Source organism: Prosthecobacter algae, assembly GCF_039542385.1.
Taxonomy (GTDB): Bacteria; Verrucomicrobiota; Verrucomicrobiia; order Verrucomicrobiales; family Verrucomicrobiaceae; genus Prosthecobacter; species Prosthecobacter algae.
Map to the genome: position 1 here is coordinate 492,927 of NZ_BAABIA010000003.1, position 18,512 is coordinate 511,438.

General features: G+C 59.4%; 17 protein-coding genes. 8 read left to right on the top strand and 9 right to left on the bottom strand.

The features are described from left to right. Positions 1-42: 42 nt before the first annotated feature. Positions 43-603, top strand: coding sequence for a bifunctional pyr operon transcriptional regulator/uracil phosphoribosyltransferase PyrR (gene pyrR / locus ABEB25_RS08885; RefSeq protein WP_345736032.1), 561 nt, complete (start codon positions 43-45; stop codon positions 601-603). Next, positions 600-1,529 (top strand): aspartate carbamoyltransferase catalytic subunit, encoded by a 930-nt coding sequence (locus ABEB25_RS08890; protein ID WP_345736033.1) that lies wholly within the window; start codon positions 600-602, stop codon positions 1,527-1,529. Before pyrR ends, ABEB25_RS08890 begins: the two co-directional genes overlap by 4 nt. Here ABEB25_RS08890 and rarD read toward each other — a convergent pair. From rarD to ABEB25_RS08900, 3 genes are read right to left on the bottom strand one after another with little or no spacing between them, the layout of a single operon-like run. After that, positions 1,526-2,410 (bottom strand): EamA family transporter RarD, encoded by an 885-nt coding sequence (gene rarD / locus ABEB25_RS08895; protein WP_345736034.1) that lies wholly within the window; start codon positions 2,408-2,410, stop codon positions 1,526-1,528. The genes ABEB25_RS08890 and rarD overlap by 4 nt on opposite strands. 31 nt (positions 2,411-2,441) lie before the next feature. Further along, on the bottom strand, positions 2,442-2,732 hold the full coding sequence (locus tag ABEB25_RS24480; RefSeq protein WP_425572003.1) for a type II toxin-antitoxin system RelE/ParE family toxin: 291 nt from the start codon (positions 2,730-2,732) through the stop codon (positions 2,442-2,444). Beyond that, the gene (locus tag ABEB25_RS08900; RefSeq protein ID WP_345736035.1) at positions 2,722-2,934 is read right to left on the bottom strand and encodes a hypothetical protein; all 213 of its coding nucleotides are present in this window, start codon (positions 2,932-2,934) and stop codon (positions 2,722-2,724) included. The genes ABEB25_RS24480 and ABEB25_RS08900 overlap by 11 nt, the downstream gene beginning before the upstream one ends. 121 nt (positions 2,935-3,055) lie before the next feature. Here ABEB25_RS08900 and ABEB25_RS08905 point away from each other — a divergent pair, with 121 nt between their 5' ends. Further along, positions 3,056-4,216, top strand: a complete 1,161-nt coding sequence (locus tag ABEB25_RS08905) for a pyridoxal phosphate-dependent aminotransferase (protein WP_345736036.1) — start codon at positions 3,056-3,058, stop codon at positions 4,214-4,216. A gap of 61 nt (positions 4,217-4,277) precedes the next feature. Here ABEB25_RS08905 and ABEB25_RS08910 read toward each other — a convergent pair whose 3' ends face one another. The 3 genes from ABEB25_RS08910 to nadA form a co-directional block, all read right to left on the bottom strand. Continuing rightward, the gene (locus tag ABEB25_RS08910) at positions 4,278-5,099 is read right to left on the bottom strand and encodes a metallophosphoesterase family protein (RefSeq protein WP_345736037.1); all 822 of its coding nucleotides are present in this window, start codon (positions 5,097-5,099) and stop codon (positions 4,278-4,280) included. A 2-nt stretch (positions 5,100-5,101) separates the two neighbouring features. Further along, positions 5,102-6,046 carry a diacylglycerol/lipid kinase family protein gene (locus ABEB25_RS08915; RefSeq protein ID WP_345736038.1) on the bottom strand — a complete coding sequence of 315 codons (945 nt, stop codon included), beginning with the start codon at positions 6,044-6,046 and terminating at the stop codon, positions 5,102-5,104. Positions 6,047-6,143: 97 nt separating this feature from the next. After that, positions 6,144-7,085: a quinolinate synthase NadA gene (gene nadA, locus ABEB25_RS08920; RefSeq protein ID WP_345736039.1), complete on the bottom strand. Its 942-nt coding sequence runs from the start codon at positions 7,083-7,085 to the stop codon at positions 6,144-6,146. 243 nt (positions 7,086-7,328) lie between these two features. On the opposite strand from nadA, the gene ABEB25_RS08925 reads away from it, so the two are divergent. Together ABEB25_RS08925 and ABEB25_RS08930 are read left to right on the top strand one after the other, a co-directional pair. Next, complete coding sequence (locus ABEB25_RS08925) at positions 7,329-7,643, top strand: hypothetical protein (RefSeq protein ID WP_345736040.1); 315 nt, start codon at positions 7,329-7,331, stop codon at positions 7,641-7,643. 3 nt (positions 7,644-7,646) lie between these two features. Next, positions 7,647-8,114, top strand: coding sequence for a hypothetical protein (locus tag ABEB25_RS08930; RefSeq protein WP_345736041.1), 468 nt, complete (start codon positions 7,647-7,649; stop codon positions 8,112-8,114). Positions 8,115-8,161: 47 nt separating this feature from the next. On the opposite strand, the gene ABEB25_RS08935 is transcribed toward ABEB25_RS08930, so the two are convergent. Then, positions 8,162-10,654: an MFS transporter gene (locus ABEB25_RS08935; protein WP_345736042.1), complete on the bottom strand. Its 2,493-nt coding sequence runs from the start codon at positions 10,652-10,654 to the stop codon at positions 8,162-8,164. An 81-nt stretch (positions 10,655-10,735) separates the two neighbouring features. Next, a complete protein-coding gene (locus tag ABEB25_RS08940) occupies positions 10,736-13,363 on the bottom strand; it encodes a right-handed parallel beta-helix repeat-containing protein (protein WP_345736043.1) in 2,628 nt (875 codons plus the stop codon). A 321-nt stretch (positions 13,364-13,684) separates the two neighbouring features. Here ABEB25_RS08940 and ABEB25_RS08945 point away from each other — a divergent pair, with 321 nt between their 5' ends. From ABEB25_RS08945 to ABEB25_RS08955, 3 genes are all read left to right on the top strand, one after another. Next, a complete protein-coding gene (locus ABEB25_RS08945; RefSeq protein WP_425572005.1) occupies positions 13,685-14,170 on the top strand; it encodes a fasciclin domain-containing protein in 486 nt (161 codons plus the stop codon). Positions 14,171-14,311: 141 nt separating this feature from the next. Continuing rightward, complete coding sequence (locus ABEB25_RS08950; protein ID WP_345736044.1) at positions 14,312-15,763, top strand: DUF1501 domain-containing protein; 1,452 nt, start codon at positions 14,312-14,314, stop codon at positions 15,761-15,763. Positions 15,764-15,857: 94 nt separating this feature from the next. Next, the gene (locus ABEB25_RS08955; protein WP_345736045.1) at positions 15,858-17,150 is read left to right on the top strand and encodes an aminopeptidase P N-terminal domain-containing protein; all 1,293 of its coding nucleotides are present in this window, start codon (positions 15,858-15,860) and stop codon (positions 17,148-17,150) included. 107 nt (positions 17,151-17,257) lie between these two features. Here ABEB25_RS08955 and fbaA read toward each other — a convergent pair whose 3' ends face one another. Then, a complete protein-coding gene (gene fbaA / locus ABEB25_RS08960) occupies positions 17,258-18,289 on the bottom strand; it encodes a class II fructose-bisphosphate aldolase (protein ID WP_184210076.1) in 1,032 nt (343 codons plus the stop codon). Positions 18,290-18,512: the final 223 nt, after the last annotated feature.

Below are 18,512 nucleotides of genomic sequence, written 5' to 3' on the forward strand. Positions count from 1 at the left end.
AATTTCGTTGACGCTCCCGCCACTCTGCATTCATCTCAAACCGTGACCCAACCGCCTGACAAACTCCGCCAACTCCTCGACGCCGCCGGAGTGGCGCGTTGCCTGGATGAGATCGCGGCCGCCATTGATGCCCGTTGGAAAAACGAAGCCCGCATTGCCCTGGTGGGCGTCTATCGCCGGGGGGTGCCCTTTGCCCGCGCCCTGGCCGAACGCCTGCGCGCCCGTGGCCGTGAGGTGGACTTTGGCAAGATTGATATCACGCAGTATCGGGATGACCTGCAGACCATGAAGGTGGTGCCAAAGCTGGAAGGTTCCGATCTCGGTTTCGATCTGGACGATGCCGTCGTCATCCTTTGCGACGAAGTCATTTACACCGCCCGCACTTCCCGCGCCGCTTTGGAGGAGTTGCTGGATTTTGGCCGCCCTCGCTGCGTGCAGTTCGCCGTGCTGGTGGACCGCGCTGGGCGCGAACTCCCCCTCCAGGCCGACTACGTCGGCATCCGCGTGGACCTGCCCGCTGAAGAGCGCGTGAGCGTGCGCTTCGCTGATGGCGACGGCTGGGACGAAGTATTTGTTAGACCTTGGCAAAAGACAAACGCATGAGCCTCACCCCGCGCAAAGACCTCCTCGACATCGCCTCCCTCACGAATGAGGAAATCGAGTTCGTGCTCGCCAATGCGGTGCCGTTCAAAGACCTCTTCAAACGCAGTGTCAAGAAGGTACCCACACTGAAGGGCCAGACGGTGCTCACGCTCTTTTATGAGCCCAGCACCCGCACCCGCTCATCCTTTGAAGTCGCGGCCAACCGCCTTTCTGCCGACGTCACCCACTTTGACATCGAGTCCTCCAGCGTGGTCAAGGGCGAGTCCGTCCTGGATACCGTGGAGACTTTGGAATCCATGCGCGTGGACTACATCGTGGTGCGGCATAAGCAGTCCGGCATCCCCAGCCTCATCGCCAAAAACACCCGCGCCAGCGTCATCAATGCCGGCGATGGCTGGCATGCCCACCCCACCCAGGCCCTGCTAGATGCCTTCACCCTGCGTGAAAAGTTCAAGGACCTGCGCGGTGCCCGTGCCCTCATTGTCGGGGACATCCAGCACAGCCGCGTGGCCCGCAGCACCAGCCTCATCTTCCGCCGGCTGGGCATGAACGTCGCCTACCTCGCGCCCGGTTCCATCATGCCTCGTGAGACGCCTGAGGACGTGAAACTCTTTGGCAACTGGACCGATGCCCTGGATTGGAAACCGGACGTTGTTTACCTTCTGCGCGTGCAGAGCGAGCGCATGGACGAGCCCTTTTTCCCCAGCGCTGCCGAGTATCACAAGAACTACGGCCTCACCGATGCCCGAGTGGAGATCCTCAAAGAGCGCGGCCTCTGGCTCATGCATCCCGGCCCCGTCAATCGCGGCGTAGAGATCACGGACAGAGGCATGAACTACGAGAAGAGCCTCATCAACCAGCAGGTGGAAAACGGCATCGCCGTGCGCATGAGCGTGCTCTACTGGCTGAAGCCGGGGGCGGTTTAAGTCGGCTCCTGTTTTTTGGAAAGCTGGTCCACACAAAAGACGGCAACCGCGCTCCAGATGAGCGCAAAAGCCACCAGAGACAGCGGGCTCAGCGGCTCACCATAGGCCAGCACGCCCAAAAGAAATTGACCGGTGGGAGCCAGGAATTGCAGCAGACCTAACAAACTAAACGGCAATTTTCTAGCTGCATGGGCAAAGCCAAGCAACGGCACGGTGGTGACCACCCCAAGGCCCATCACCAGCGCCAGATCCAACCCGCTGCCACTGCCAAAAATCGCCCGGCCCTGAGCCGAAGCCCAGAGCAAAAAACCACCCGCCACCGGCAAGGCCACCAGAGATTCCGTGGCCAGACCGGCCAAGGCCCCCTGAGCAGACTTCCGCCGCACCAGCCCGTAAAAACCAAAGCTGAAGGCCAGCACCAGGGCAATCCACGGCGGCCTGCCCACTGCGATCATTTGCAGCAACACCCCGCCTGCGGCCAGGCCGATGCTGATCTTTTGCCGACGCGAAAGCGTCTCCCCCAAGAGCACACAACCGATCAGCACATTCAGCAGCGGATTCAGAAAGTAACCCAAACTGCATTCCACCAGATGCCCATGCTGCGCCGCCCAGACAAACGTGCCCCAGTTGATCCCCAGCAGCACCGCCGCCAACGCGTGCGTGCGCAGGATGTCCCCGCGCCGGAGATCCCTCAGCCAAGCCCGGGCTTCACCGAACAGCAGCAGCAGAGGCACCGTCAGCGCCAGCGTCCACACCACCCGCTGCGCCACCGCAATGTCTGACCCGATGTGCCCCACCCATTTCCAATAAACCGGGATGATCCCCCACAGCCCAAAGGCCATGACCGCACTCAAAATGGCGGAGGTCGGCGGGCGGGGCATTGGGTGGTTAGATAGGCAGCACTAGGGACTTTTAAAAGCGCTTTAAACCCCAGTTTGGATTGCGGCGATTATGCCTCACCACCCATACCCGGACGTAATCCTCCCGTACATCGTAGATCAAATGATAAGGGAAACGGTCAAAGTTGCAGCGCCTCAGCCCGCAGGCATCGAAATGGAAAAAACGTGGATTTTCAGCAATCTTGAAAAGCCCCATTTGGAATTCGCCAAAGAAATCTTCAGCAAGTTCTTCGGAAACCTCCGAGTATTTTTCCAGGATTTGATCCAGGTCTTTTTGGACCTGTTTATGAAACCTAACTCGCACGGTAGCGAAGGCCGGAAACAAGTTGGTCAAAAGTAATCATGACCTCTGGATTTTCGTCGGCTTCACGCACCCGGCTCATGACTTCCTCATCGGAAACCGTGTAATGGGGCTTCTGAAGCCCGTGCAGAAGGCGAGCCGCCAAAGAAGCCCTTTCATCCTCCGGCAGCTTGTCTGCTTCAGCACTGAGTTCTTCCAGTTTCATGAATAAAATAATAATCGCTGTCACCTCATCCGCCAACTCGTTTTCTCAAATGCGCTCCAGGATGGACCGCTGTAAATCGTGGCATTGACCGCCCGCCCGGCCCCTCTAGCATCGCGGGCTCATGCCTCAGCCAGCACGCCGCCTCGAAGTCTTCACTGAATCCGTCATCCGGGAGATGACGCGTCTTTCAAACCGTCATGGGTCCATCAATCTGGCCCAGGGGTTTCCGGACTTTGATCCGCCGGCGGAATTGATTGAAGCGCTGGCCGTGGCCATTCGCGGGCCGCATCATCAATATGCGGTCACCTGGGGTGCGCCGCGTTTCCGCCAAGCGCTGGCTCGCAAGCATTCGCAATATACCGGGCTGGATCTGGATGCGGACCGGCACCTGGTGGTGACCTGTGGCAGCACGGAGGCGATGATGGTGGCCATGATGACGGCCTGCGATCCGGGCGACAAGGTGATCGTCTTCTCCCCCTTCTACGAGAACTACGCTGCCGATGCCATCCTCTCCGGAGCCATCCCAGTGCACATCACACTGCATGCGCCTAACTTTGAATTCGACCGCACGGAGCTGCGTCAGGCGTTTGCCGATGGGGCCAAGGCCATCGTCATCTGCAATCCCTCCAACCCCTGCGGCAAGGTTTTCACACGTGAGGAACTGCTGTTCATCGCGGGCTTAGCCGAAGAGTTCGATGCCTTTGTGCTGATGGATGAGGTGTATGAACACATCGTGTATGCCCCGCACCAGCACACCTACTTTGCCACGCTGCCGGGAATGTGGGAGCGCACGCTGAGCTGTGGTTCCTTGTCGAAAACCTACTCCATCACGGGCTGGCGGCTGGGCCATGTGATTGCACCGGAAAATCTGATTTCACGGGCGAAAAAAGTGCATGACTTCCTCACGGTGGGGGCCGCTGCGCCCCTGCAAGAGGCGGCGGTGACGGCTCTGGATTTCCCCGCGAGTTACTACGAGGAACTGCAACGCGACTACGATGCGAAGCGGGATGTCTTCCTGGGCTACATGCGCCAGACCGGGCTGTCCTTTTCTGAGCCCCAAGGGGCCTACTACACGCTCCTGGACATCAGCCCCCTGGGCTTTGCCACCGATACGGAAGCAGCCGCCTGGATGACCCAAGAAGTCGGCGTGACCGGGGTGCCGGGGTCCAGCTTTTACCGCGAGCCTGAGCATCGTTTCATCCGCTTCCACTTCGCCAAAAAAGAGGAGACGCTGCGGGCTGCCGGAGAAAAACTCGTGGAAGGCCTGCGTCGCGGAAGGTAGCCCTTCGATCCTCGATAACGCTATCCGCACAGGGACTGTGCGGGCTACCCGGGGAAACGTGTCACGCTTCCTGCCAATCACGCTTCCCTTCCCCACGCTGGAAACGCCACAGCCTGCCAGGTTTGTATTCCACCCCGTCCCAGGTCCAGGCCTGGATGCTGAGCTGGCGGGAATCGCCCTCGATGACGTGGAATCCGTTAGGCTCGCCTTTCAAGCGATGAGAGATGGCGGTGGACACTGCCGACAGCACACAGTTCCGTGCGGCACTGCCACCGCTGAGGCGCAGTGTCTGCGCATAGCTGATGTGGAAATGTCCCGCCAGCACAAGGTCCACCCCGGCGAGGTTCACGGACTGGGAAAATTCCCGCTGCCGCCCGATGAGATGTCTGCGCGTGCCCTGAGGCGGCGCTGCGGGGGGATGATGCACCACCAGCACGCGCAGGGAATCTTCATCCACCGCCTGCCCCAGCTTCACCATGCGCGCCATCTGATGATGCGAGAGCCGCCCGCGCGACCAGTCCAAGTGCCAGCCCGCCGTGCGCGCTGAATTGGTGCCCATGACAAACAGCCCAGGGCGGCTCCACACAGGCTCCAGGTCTTCCTGTACCAAGCGGCGGAAGTGCCGCCACGGACGGCGAAAGCGCTCCCACACCACCCACCAGCGTGGCACGTCGTGGTTCCCTGGCACCACGAGTTGCGGGATGGCAATGGAGTCCAGGAAAACCCGTGCTTCCTCGAACTCGCGAGCGCGTCCGCGCTGAGTGAGGTCGCCGCTGACGATGAGCAGTTCCGGGTTTGCCTTTAAAATGGCTTCACGGAGAAAGGCCGGTAGATCAGGACTCACGGCCCCGAAGTGGAGATCCGAAATGTGGACCAGACGCATGATTAGGAGGCGGGTTCAGATTCCACCTCTTCAGCCAAACGTGGGGCGATGACCAGCAACGCTTTCGGCACCAATTTCACCCGCAGGGGCACAGGCAGTTTCTCCAGCTCGCCATCCATCATCACCGGGATGCGGCGTTTCCGCGTCACTCGGATCTCGAGATCTGTGGCATGCATCACCACGATTTCGCGGTCCTCTTTCCAGCGGCCCATGACCCAGGCAATGAAGGAACGCAGAAGGCCAAAACGGGTCTGATGCTTCGAGATGTAAACGGTGAAGTAACCGGCATCCAGACTGCGGCGTTTGGGGATGATACCGAAGATGTCCTCGTAGTCGTTATTCGCCAGCAGGGCGATGCGGGTGCGGTGACGCTCGATGCGGTCACCTTCCTGAAGGCAAAGATGCAATGGCGGATACGTGGCCGCACTGCGCAGGGCATCCCACATGGTTCGGAGCGACTTTACAATCCAGCTCCCATGATACTCTGGCCGCCCCATGACCAGGGCCGGGTAAAAGCCTAGCACCACCACGCACATGTAGAGATTTCCCGCCACATCCAGCAGGTCCATCTTGCCCTCTGGAGCGGTCACCAGAGCACGGGCAGCCTCCTTCCAGTCCAGTGGCATGCCCACATCCCGCGCAGCCAGATTGAAGGTGCCCAGGGGCAGGATGCCCAGGGGCTTGTCATGCCCTGCAAAGACGGTCGCTGCTGTGGCCACCGTGCCATCGCCACCGCCCACGATCACGGCATCTGCCCCGCCATCGCGGGCTTTTTCCAGGGCCTTGCGCACTTCTTTCCCTGGCACTTGCTGGATCTCTACCGTGCAGCCCAGTTCCTCAAAGACCTCCTTCAGCCCTGCCTCCACCACATCAGGCCCCAGAGTGCAAAGGGTGCCAGATTCACGATTGAGAATGACGCAGAGATTCCGGCGATGATCGGGATTCATGAGGGGAGAATACGCGGCTACAGCACGTAGGTCGCGAGGAATAATCGCAACCACCCGCCTAACCACGTGCCCCTAACCTCAGGCTACCGGCAAAAAATCACCGGCTGAGCTCCAGCATGCGCAGGATCGGCTTCTCCGCCCGCGCACGGATGTCTTCAGGCATGTTCACCTGGGGGGTGAGGTCGCGCAGGGAATCATGCAGCTTTTGCAGGGTATTCATCTTCATGTAGCGGCAGTCCGCACAGGCGCAGTGGCCGGTAGGCCCCGGGATGAAACGTTTGCCCGGCACCTCGCGCTCCAGGCGATGCAGCATGCCGCTTTCCGTCACGATGATGAAGGTGCTGGCCTCGCTGGCCTGGCAGTAGTGCACCATCTTCTCGGTCGAGCAGACCACATCCGCCAGCACGCGCACCGCATACGTACACTCCGGGTGCGCCACCACGGCTGCGTCTGGATACTCGTCCTTAATCGCCTGGATGCTGTCGCGGGTAAACTCCACATGCACATAGCAGGCGCCTTTCCAGAGGTCCATCTTACGGCCTGTCTGCTCCATCACCCAGCTTCCCAGGTTTTGGTCCGGCACGAACAAGATCGGGCGATCCAGCGGCGCAGCATTGACGATCTTCACCGCATTGCCGCTGGTGCAGATGCAGTCGCTTAGCGCCTTCACATGCGCGCTGCAATTGATGTAAGCGATGACGTAGTAGTTCTTCTCCGCGTTGGCTTTCAAAAAAGCCTCCAACTGCGGCCCAGGGCAGCTTTGCTCCAGCGAGCAGCCGGCATCGGCATCCGGCAGGATCACGGTCTTCGTCGGGTTGACGATCTTCGCCGTCTCGGCCATGAAATGCACCCCGCAAAAGGCAATCACATCCGCATCCGTCTCCTTCGCGTGGTAGGCCAGCCCGAGGGAGTCCCCGACAAAATCGGCGATCTCCTGAATCTCTTTGGACTGATAGTTGTGAGCCAGAATGACAGCATTCCGCTCTTTCTTGAGGCGGAGGATTTCAGAAACCAGGGTGGGGGTGGCGACAGCGACCATACCCATGATATAGCGGAGACTGCCCCAGGCTCAAGGAAGAACCTGTCTCATCAAGCGGGGGCATCCGCTGCACCTCTCTGTTTTTAGCCTCCCCTCGCCCCGGCTAACCAATGATGCGGACAAAAAAACCATCCCTCTAGCAGAAAGGAACCATGCATCATGCAACAGACCAGCTCAGAAAATATTTGCGCCTCAGCGGTCTAGGCTTGCCATCGAAACGGCTTTTTGACACGAAGAAGAGGTATGAGCGCAGCCCAACCCCCGCCCCTGACTCTCTTCACCCTCAAAGACGGTCTCGTAGAAAGCTCTGCTGACCAGGAACTGGTGGATGCCTTTGCCGCCGACTTTCAAGGACTTCGGCATTTCGGCTCCAAAATCGGCGAGACCCTGAACCTGGGCCATGCCTGGACAGGCACCCTCCAGGAAGAAGACCTGACGGTGAGCTATGCCTACTTTGGCGAAGGCACCAGCCCCAATGATCCCGGAGCAGGTTCCCTTGTCGGCAAAAAAACCCTGCTTTTCGATTCCCTCACCCGTCTCACCACCCAGGATGCATAAACCATGGCTGCGAACATCACCCCTTCCCTCCGCTCTGCTCTGGAGCGCCTCAAACATGCTGGTGCGGTCAATGGGCTGCTGCTCGGCTGGCGGAGACAAATCCTGTTAAACCTCCTGCCTTATGAGGAATTCCGTGCAGAGCGTCTGCTACAGACCGTGCATGATGGGCGCGACCATTTCTCCAGTGGCGGTGACCGCAATGCGGAGACCTTCTGGTTTGGCTACGATGTCTGCCATACCTTGGTCTGCTTCCGCGGCGAATGCACGCTGGTGATCCTGCACACACGGGCGGAGGAAGGCGACTTCCTCAAGCGTGCGGCGGAGACTTTCCTGGAGGACAGCCAGTTGCTGCTGGATTCCCTGCTGAATCCCGTCCCTGAAGATGGCGGTGAAACCCAGCCCCTGGGCGATGGCGGCGAGGAAGCAGCCTTCAGTGACACCCACACCAACTTCATCAGCCGCGTGGCTTAAGATTCCGCGAAAGTGGCAGGTGAAATAAACACCTGCCACTCACAGCTTTAGAGCACTGGCATCAAGAAGCCACGCTCATCCATCTGAATGCTCCGGAGAATCACCGGGCCGGGATTCTTCGGTGTCAGCATGGAAATCTCCAGCCCTTCTGCGCTGGTCTTTACCGCGTATCCGGGCAGCAGGCGGCCATAGGTATGGGGGATGATGCCCAGTTGCAGACCGCGTTCGTCTTCGGGCATTTCGGGGTCTGGCACACAGGTGGCGATGAGGGCCCCCGTTTCCTGATGCAGCAGTCCACGGTAGATCGTCACGTCCTCAGAGACGGCCACTTGGGCATCCGCCCAAAGCATGGCGTATTTACCCAGGCGGGGCCATTCCGACACGCCTTCCAGCTTTTGTCTCAGCGAGGCATCGCCCACGGCCACCACACTGTTTTCCGCGCATCCGGTGATGCTGGCAGCCTCGGTCACCACACGAACGCGGCCTTTCATTTCAGCAAAGGCCACGAGGGTCTGATGGATGACGCTGCCCACGGGGGCGAGGCACAGCAGGGTCTCCCCCTGGCGCACCCATTCACATTCCATCAGGCGGAGGGCATTGCCGATGATCTGCTGCTTGTCCGCATGATCGGTGCTTTGGAAGTCGCGACGGCTCAAAATGGCCTCGGCACTGAGGGCCAAAATTTGCGCACGCACGGCCTCAGCCGTAGCTTCCTTGGCCGGGATCGGGTGGCCAAAATAGACCGTCACTGGGTAACGCAGATTCTTCGGCCATTTCTTGAAAAACAACCCACCTTCAAAGGAAAAGATGCTGCCATAGAGGCCATCCATGTAGGCCGGCACCACCTGGGCGTCTCCCTGGCGGGCCATGAGTTCGTAGCCTTTGCGCAGGTCATTGACGATGCCGTGGCGGGTGATCTGACCCTCTGGGAAAAGGCAGACGATGCGGCCTTCCTTCAAAGCGGCAGCCACAGTGCGTACCGCATCCTTAGCACGGGTGGGCGAGATGGGCACCGTGCCGCAAAGCTTCACAAACCAGGTCATCGCCGGAATATTGTAAAGCGCATCCCACATCACAAAGCGCACCTGACGGGTGCAGGAGGCCCCCATGATGAAGGCATCCACGTAGCTGACGTGGTTCGGCAGCAGCATGGTGCCACCATCCTTCGGGATGCGCTCATGGTGAACCGACTTCACCTTGTAGATCGTCTTCACGATGGCCAGGGCCACAAAACGCAGCAGGTAATGCGGAAGCAACTGCACGATGTACACGGTGGCCACCAGCATCAGCACGCCCAGCAGCCAGAACTGCGCCTGGAAGCCCAGTCCCATCGCCTTCAGCCCCACCAGCACCGCCACGCCCAGCACCCCGGCCACACTGTCCAGCAGGTTCATGGAGGCCAGAACCCGCCCGCGTTTTTCCGCCGAGGCGGTGTCCTGAATAAAGGTCTGGATCGGCACCATGTAGCAGCCGCCCATGAAGCCCACCAGCGCCAGTGCCCAGTCAAACTTCGGCGTGCCCACGGGGGTGAGCCCTGCATAAAAAAGCGCCCCGGCCAGCCCCAGCGCCCCCAGGGGGATCATGCCCAATTGCAGAGACCGACGGTTGACCCAGGAGATAAACAGGCTGCCCACCACTGTGCCCACGCCCACCATGAGCGTCATTTTGGAAGAGGCCGTCGCCGCACCGCCCACGGCTTGGTCTGGATACAGTGCGAGGCCGATGTCCACAAACATCGCCGCCGCCATGCTGGCGACAAACCAGTAGGTCGAGTTGCCAAAAAAGGCCCTTCGCATCGGGGCGTAGGACAGACTCTCCTTCAGATGGCCAAAATGCTCCCACCACAGCCCGTGATGATACTTCACCCCTGGATGGGCAGGAGTCTTCTGGATGTAAAAACCTACGATCATGGCCACGACCGCCACGCCAAACAGCCACCAGATGGGCTCCGCAGCGGCTAGCCAGGCATTGCCATGCTGCTCATAAAGGGAATCAAACCACGCACCGCCCACCCCGAGACCGGCCAGAATGCCGATCATCGTCACCATTTGCAGCCAGCCCACAGTCAGCCCCAAGCGGCGGGAACCCACCACTTCCTTCAGAATCCCCATCTTTGCCGGACTGTAAAAAGTGGACTGCATGGCCAGCAGGAAAAACGCACCCAGGGCCAGGATCACACTCAGCTCCCCCAGCGCCAGGTGGAAGCACAAACCCGCCATCAGCAAGATGGCTGACTGTGCCACCAGCATCGCCAGGATGACTGCACGCTTGGAATAACGGTCCGCAAAATACCCGGACAACGGCCCGAACAGGATGAAAGGCAGCAGAATCATGCCGCCCAGCCACACCCCAATGTTTTCGCCAAGAACCCCTGTGGTCACCTTCGGGGCCAGCCCCACCAGCATCATCTTCAGCAGGTTGTCATTGAAGGCATTCAGCAGGGTCGCCCCCAGCACCAAAGCCACGGATACCCAGGCCCGCTTGGGCAGGCTTTTCATTTTATCGAGAGAGTCGGGATCGGGAGCAGTCGGGGAAGGCATGAGTAGAAGTCCGCGGAGATTGCCATCCCATGCGCAAAAGTCGCGAGGAAAAGATCAACGAAGGCGGAAAGAAGCCAGGTCTTACTCGGTCACCACCACCGTCAGATCATCCAGCCAAAAGGCGACCTTCTCCGTGGCCGTGCTGACAAAGCCCAACCAGGCGAGTTCATTCCAGTCGGCATCGCAGGGCAGATCCAGGAACTCCTGGGTCGGCTGGCCTGCCGGGGTGATCTTGAGCGACCACTTGCCGGGGGCTTTTTCCCCAAGCGTGGCCGTCATTTCCACCCGCGCCCAGGTCTCCGCCGGAAAAGCGACCTTCTTTTTGCTGCGGCGCTCGATGATGCTTTCCCCCTCAAAGGCCAGGCTCGGCCCCGTCAGATACTTCTGGCCGGAATCACGACAGTCCATGAAGAACTTAGCCCCTTTTTCCATCCGCACCTGAAAGGCGACAGTGACCTTGCCCGCTTTAAATCCGGGCTTCAGGACCAGATGAGGATCCCAGGTGGGGTCCAGGCCAGGAGCATCAGTGATCTTGAGGCTGCGCTTGCCACTGGCGGCCTGGTCTTCCACCACGTAGATGCTATCGCCTTTGTTCTGCCAGCGTATTTCCTGGCGAGGCAGAACCGGGAAGCTGAGGCCCATGTTTTCAAAGTCTTCCTTCACCTCATAAGGTGGCATGGGCCACGGTTTCGATTGCTCCCAGAAATCTGGAAAGCTCAGGGAGGTGGCCTGTTTTTTCCACTCCCCTTCCCCACGCACGCCTGCTTCGCTGACATCGCCTGGGATGAACCCCATCTTCAGCGCCGGACTCTCCTTTTTCAGGCGAAAGTCACGCTTCGCGGCATCCACGAACAAAGGATCGGCGACGATGCTGCCTTCATCATGCCCCGTCTTCGCCTGCCACTCGGCCAGGTCTGCCTCATGGAACTTCACCGGCAATCCGGCGCTGTTCCAATAGACGTTGTTGCGCATCTCATAGGTGCCGGTGCCCCAGTTATAGTCGCTACCATCCAGGAGCTTTTCCGTGTCATAGATCACCACATTGTTTTCATAGGCGAAGGAGGCGTGCTTTTCCGGCCGCGTGCGCTGGATCTGCGCCTTGCGACCATAGGCAAAAACATTGTGGCTCACCTGGTTCCATTTGCCGTAGTGCTGGTGAAAGGTGGACTCGCTGGTGTCATGCACCACATTGTGAGTCAGCGTCACCCCAGTGCTGCCTTCATCCGTGTAGAGGCCCCAGCCACCGTAGCGATAGCTGCCCACATCGTGCACATGGTTATGGCTCACTGTGGTGCCCTCGCTGCGGCCCAGGCCGTAAAAGCCGCCCATGTCACTCAGCACACCCCAGCCGAGATGGTGGATGTGATTGAAGTCGAGCCGATTCCGCTTCGATGGGCTGTGTTTGTAACCCCACACCCAGCCTGCGCTGATGCCCGTGTAATAAAGATCGCCAATGTCACAATGCGTAACCTCACAGTCCGCCGCATGAGCCAGGAAGACACCACACGCGCTAGGAAAAAGACGACCCCCGCTGTGAATGATGCAGTCATCCACCACGATATGATGCGTGAGGGTGTCTTCATTCGGCATCTTGATATCTCCCAGACGCACGCCACCGCCGCCGAGATCATGCAGGTAGCAGTGGCTCAATTCACTGTGGGCACAAGCGGTGCGGAACCAGATGGCATAACCACCGGTGTGTTTAATTTCACAGTCGTGGAAACTGATGTGCTGGCTGCGATCCAGCTCCACCACCGCGCCCACCCCTGCCGCCGCCTGTCCATCGTGATGCCCAGCGGGGCCATACAGATGCTGGGCATGCGCAAGGGTCAGCCCTTCAAAACGGACATGCTGCACACCATCCAGCAGCAGCAGTTTTTCCGTCACCGGCACGATAGCCTCCACGGTGTTCATGTCCTCACCGGGCAGCGGTTTGTAAAGCAACTGTCCCGCCTTGGAAAGGAACCACTCACCAGGAGCATCCAAGGCTGCGCGGAAGTTCTCCGCATACCAGCGCTGATCCGGCTCGAACTCGACAAAGGGGTAGCGGGAAGCACCGACGATGCGAATGGCCCGCGCTTCGTCATTGAGCTCTTTGATCCGGCACTGACCCACCGTCCAGGTCTGCATCACCGTCAGCAGCACCTCGCTGCGCTCATCTTTCCGGATGCCTTTCAGCACTTCGTAGTCCGCTGGGCGTGCCACAAAGGCTTCAAAACTCGGCTTGCCCAGCCCTTTAAACATGTCGGCAGCCGCTTGCGATTTCGCATTGAAATAACCACCCACCGCCCCCGGCCGATTCCCCAGCGCATTTGGCGTGCGTGCCCGCACCGCGCGGCGACCATTGATCCAGAGCTGCTCAAACTTCCCCTTCACCTCGGCCTGCCACAGCCCCTCTTCCACCTGCTTCCACCCCGTCACCTTTTGCCCGCCGGTGAAAGTCACCTGGGCATCTTTCGCCGTGCGGTAAACCGTAGGTCCAGTGCTCGTACCACTGTCAGCCGCTGTCATTTTCAGCGCCTGCTCAATGAAGTAATCTCCGGTGGCAAACTCCACGGCCACCGCCCCTTTCTCGCCTCCCTGACGAAGCCCACGCACTTGCTCAATCGCAGCCTGAGGTGAGGCGATGGGACCACCTGGACTCACCTGCACCACCGTCTCGGCCAAGGCGGGTGCCACAAACAAAAAAAGAGCGAATGAAAGACGCATGCAGGCGTGTAGCGCGGCCCCCGGCCTAGTGCAAGGTGCAGCCCGAGGTGAGGATTTTTTTGGCAGCTTGGACCAGCGCCACCTCATCCCCCAAAATCCTCCTCACACGCCAAGGTTGAAAGCGCGACAAACATTTCACCCTTTTTGTTATTCCAAATGCATTGGCACTCGTTCGCGTGAACGCACTGTCGAAGTTTGCGGATGCCGAAGGGCAGTGAATATAAAAAATTAAACACCAGCGCCAAAAGAAGGTGAGCTGCGTTTTTGATGGCGGAGGGAGCTGTATAGCACCTCTGATTTACAAACCATCCAAACTCATTCATGAAAACATTATCCCTATTCGCCACCATCCTTGCCATGGCCGTCACTGGCATCACCACCCAGGCCCGTGCCGCCGATGACAAGACCATCGTCGGCGTGGCCGCAGGTGCAGGCCAGTTCAATACCCTCGTCGCTGCCGTGAAGGCTGCGGGCCTGGTGGAAACCCTCAGCGGTGAAGGCCCATTCACAGTCTTTGCCCCAACGGACGAAGCCTTCGCCAAACTGCCTGCGGGCGCTCTCGAAGATCTATTGAAGCCTGAGAACAAGGAAAAACTCACTGCCATCCTCACCTACCACGTCGTGGCGGGCAAAGTCATGGCAGCCGATGTCAAATCTGGAGACGTCAAAACTGTGAATGGCAAGGAAGCCACCCTCAAGGTCGCTGACGGCAAGGTCACGATTGACAAGGCCAACGTGGTGAAGACCGACATTGCCGCAAGCAATGGCGTGATCCACGTGATCGACACCGTGCTGATGCCTAAATAAGGCCCCTTTCTCATCCGGTTTTTGCTGGATGTGACCGTCTTGACAGCCCGTGATTTTTCACGGGCTGTTTTGCGTCTGGCGAGAGCAAAAGACAGCCCGCAGGAAACAACGCCCCACCTTCCAACGTAAATGGGAAGTCCTATGCCCCCTGCCCCCGATGCCCTGCTCCAGGCCACCCGCCGCCATTTTTTCAGCCAATGTGGCATGGGAATCGGCAGCGTGGCGCTGGCTTCGCTGATGGCAGAGCGGGGACTCAGCGCGGCCAGTGCCGCCGCAGCCCAGGCTGGGCCCGGAGTCCCCGTGCGCGGCAACCACCCGGCGAAGGCGAAAAACGTCATCTTCCTGTTCATGGCCGGCGGGCCGTCACAGCTCGAACTGTTCGACTACAAGCCCGTGCTGCAAAAGCTCAACGGCCAGCCCATTCCGCCCAGTTACATCGAGGGGAAACGCTTCGCCTTCATGGGCAGCAGCCATGGGGTGAAACTGCTGGGCACACGCAAGGAATTCAAACAACACGGGCAAAGCGGCACCTGGGTGAGCGATATGCTGCCCTATACGGCGGGCATCGTGGATGACATCAGCGTGGTGACCACCTGCCAGACCACGCTTTTTAACCACGCCCCAGCGAAGCTGTTCATGAATACGGGCAGCGGCCAGTTTGGGCGGCCCAGCATGGGCTCCTGGGTGACCTACGGCATCGGCAGCGACTCCAGCGATCTACCCGGATTCGTCGTCCTGCAAAGCGGGCCGCGTGGGCCACGTGGCGGTGCGGTGAACTGGGGCAGCGGCTTTTTGCCTACTACCTATCAAGGCGTGCCACTGCGCAGTCAGGGGGAGCCAATCCTCAATCTGACCACCCCTGCAAGTGTGGACGCGCGCAGCCAGCGCCGCGTCATCGATGCCGTGCGGGACATGAACATGAAACGGCTGGTGGCCACGGGTGACGACGAGATCCAGACTCGCATCAATGCCTATGAAATGGCCTATCGCATGCAATCCAGCGCTCCGGAGCTGATCGACATCCAGGGTGAATCCAAGGCCACGCTGGATCTCTACGGAGTGGACCCCTCGCAGCCGTCTTTCGCACGCAACTGTTTGTTAGCCCGTCGCCTGGTGGAGCGCGGCGTTCGCTTTGTGCAGCTTTACCACACGAACTGGGATAGCCATGGCGGCAAGGGCGAGACGCTGGAAGATGACTTCCCAAAGGTGGTGCACCAGGTGGATCAGGGCTGCGCTGCGCTGATCCATGACCTCAAATCTCGCGGCATGCTGGAGGAAACCCTAGTGGTCTGGGGGGGTGAATTTGGCCGCACCCCCATGGGAGAAAACCGCGATAAAACGGGACGGAATCATCACATTGATGCCTTCACCATGTGGTTCGCCGGCGGCGGCATCAAACCGGGGCAGACCTACGGCAAGACGGATGAACTCGGCTTTGATGGCGTGGAGCAGAAGGCCCACGTGCATGACATCCATGCCACCCTACTACACTTGCTAGGGCTGGACCATGAGAAGCTGACCTTCAAGTTCCAGGGGCGCGACTTTCGACTCACGGATGTGCATGGCGAGATCCTGCACGGCCTGCTGGCTTAAGAAAGACACCCTCCACACCACTTCCTGTCTCGTTGAGATCTGGCTAGTTTGCTTGGCGCAGCGGTCATGACGTGCCAGAATATCTCCGAAATTCATGCGCTACACACCTCTTCCCGCCGACCTCTTTGTCAGCAATCGCCAGCGTCTTTACAAACAATTGCCCCCAGGCTCCGTGGTGATCCTGCACTCGAACGATGTGCTGCCCACCAATGCCGACGGCACTCTGGGCTTTGTCCAAAACAGCGATCTCTACTACCTCAGCGGCATTGACCAGGAGGAGAGCATCCTGGTGCTATTCCCGGATGCACCTGATGAGAAAATGCGCGAGATGCTTTTTGTTAGGGAGACCAATGAACACATCGCCCTCTGGGAAGGTGAGAAGCTGACCAAGGAGGCTGCCACCAGCCGCTCCGGCATTGCCCGGGTGCATTGGCTTCACGAGTTTGAAACACCCTTCCGCCAAGTCATGTGCCAGGCACAGCAGGTGTATCTGAACTCGAACGAGCATCCGCGTGCCACCATCCCGACGGAGACGCGGGAGACACGCTTTACCCATCGCTGCCTGCGTGAATACCCGCTCCATGATTACCGACGGTTGGCGCCACTGATGCACGACCTTCGCAGCGTGAAGCAGGCGGCAGAAATCGAGGCGCTGCAGGAGGCCATCCGTATCACGGAGGCGGGCTTTCACCGTTTGTTAAAGTTTGTTAAACCGGGCGTGCATGAGTTTGAAATCGAGGCGGAGCTTTCTCACGAGTTCATCCGCCAGCGCGCCCGTGGTTTTGCCTACACGCCCATCATCGCCAGCGGGGCCAATGCCTGCGTGCTGCACTACATCACCAATCACTGCCAGTGCAAGGACGGGGAGATGCTGCTGCTGGATGTAGCTGCCAACTATGCGAACTACAATGCCGACCTCACCCGCACCATCCCGGTGAATGGTCGTTTTACCGCGCGTCAGTGCCAGGTGTATGCGGCGGTGCTGAAGGTGTTTCGGGAGGCTTCGCAGATGCTCCGCCCCGGGGTGCTCATCCGTGAATTCCAGGAGGAAGTGGGCAAGGTGATGACCTCCGAGCTCATCGGCCTGGGGCTGCTGGATCGGGACGATGTGGAGAAGCAGGATCCCGACCGGCCTCTCTACAAGAAGTACTTCCCCCACGGCACCAGCCATCATCTGGGCATTGATGTGCACGATGTGGGCCAAACCTGGAAACCCATCCAGGCGGGCATGGTCTTCACTGTGGAGCCCGGCATCTACATCCGCGAAGAGGGCCTGGGCATCCGCCTGGAAAACAACCTCCTCATCGGCAGCGACCGCAACACCGACCTCATGGCCAGCATCCCCATCGAGGCCGACGAAATCGAGGACCTGATGGCGAGCCATTGATCTGGCTGAGCACCAGCAGGAGGAGTGAGCGCTCCTCCGCCAGACCCAATAGCAAAAAAAGCCGGGTGGAGAGATCTCCACCCGGCTTTTGAGCAATTCAGGAAGGTTTAAACCTTGCCGAAGATGGTGTTACCCGTGCTCAGGAGGTCGTCGCAGGCTTCCTTCATGCGTTCGCAGAGGCCCTGTTCGCCCTTCTTGAGGTAACCGCGTGGGTCGTAGGCTTTTTTGTCGCCCACTTCGCCGTCGATCTTCAGCACGCCATCATAGTTCTTCATGATGTGGCCTACGATGGGGCGGGTGAAGGCATACTGGGTGTCCGTATCAATGTTCATCTTGATGACGCCGTAACCGAGAGTTTCGCGGATCTCTTCCAGCGGGGTGCCGCTGCCGCCGTGGAACACGAGGTCCATCTCTGCCTTCTCACCATACTTGCCGATGACGGCGGCCTGGCCATCCTTGAGGATGGTCGGCTTCAGCTTCACGGCACCTGGCTTGTAAGCGCCATGGACGTTGCCAAAGGTGGCGGCGAACATGAAACGCCCCACGCCATTGAGCGTCTCATAGACGGTCAGCATGTCTTCGGGGGTGGTGTAGAGCTTGTCATTGGCCACACCCGAGGTGTCATGGCCGTCTTCCTCACCACCGACCACACCGGCTTCGATCTCGAGGATGATGTCCAGCTCTGCACACTGCTGCAGCAGCTCCTTGGAGATGCGCATGTTCTCTTCGAGGGGCAGCTCGGAACCATCGAACATGTGGCTGTTGAAGAGGTTGCCTTTGCCTGCATCGCGACGGGCCTTGGTGGCAGCCAAAAGGGGCTTCAGGAACTTCTCGACGTTCTTCGGATGGCAATGGTCGGTATGGAGAGCGATGAGGACATCGTATTTCTCAGCCAGGATGTGCACGGCTTCCGCCAGCACGATGGCACCCAGGGCCATGTCTTTCACGGCAGTGCCGGAGGCAAACTCACCGCCGCCGGTGGAAACCTGGATAATGCCGTCCGACTTCGATTCGGCAAAGGCCTTCAGCGCACCGTTGATGGTGGGCAGGGAGGTGACATTGATGGCCGGGTAGGCGTAACCGCCTTTCTGGGCGGCATCGAGCATGGCACGGTATTGGGCAGGGGTGGCGACGGGCATTTAGGAGTGTGTTTGTGGTTTAGCAGTCTCGAAGGGAGCAAGAATGATGCCCGGTGCAAGCGTGGGTTGCCTGCACCGCCTCACGCTCAAGGAAAATAGGGGCCCGCAACCCGAAATGAGGTCACGTCGGTCAACTAGGGAGTTCCCTCTTACCCTCGCACGAATGCGGGGAAAACGACATGAAAAAGGCCGTCTGCTTTCACAGACGGCCTTTCCCAAAAGG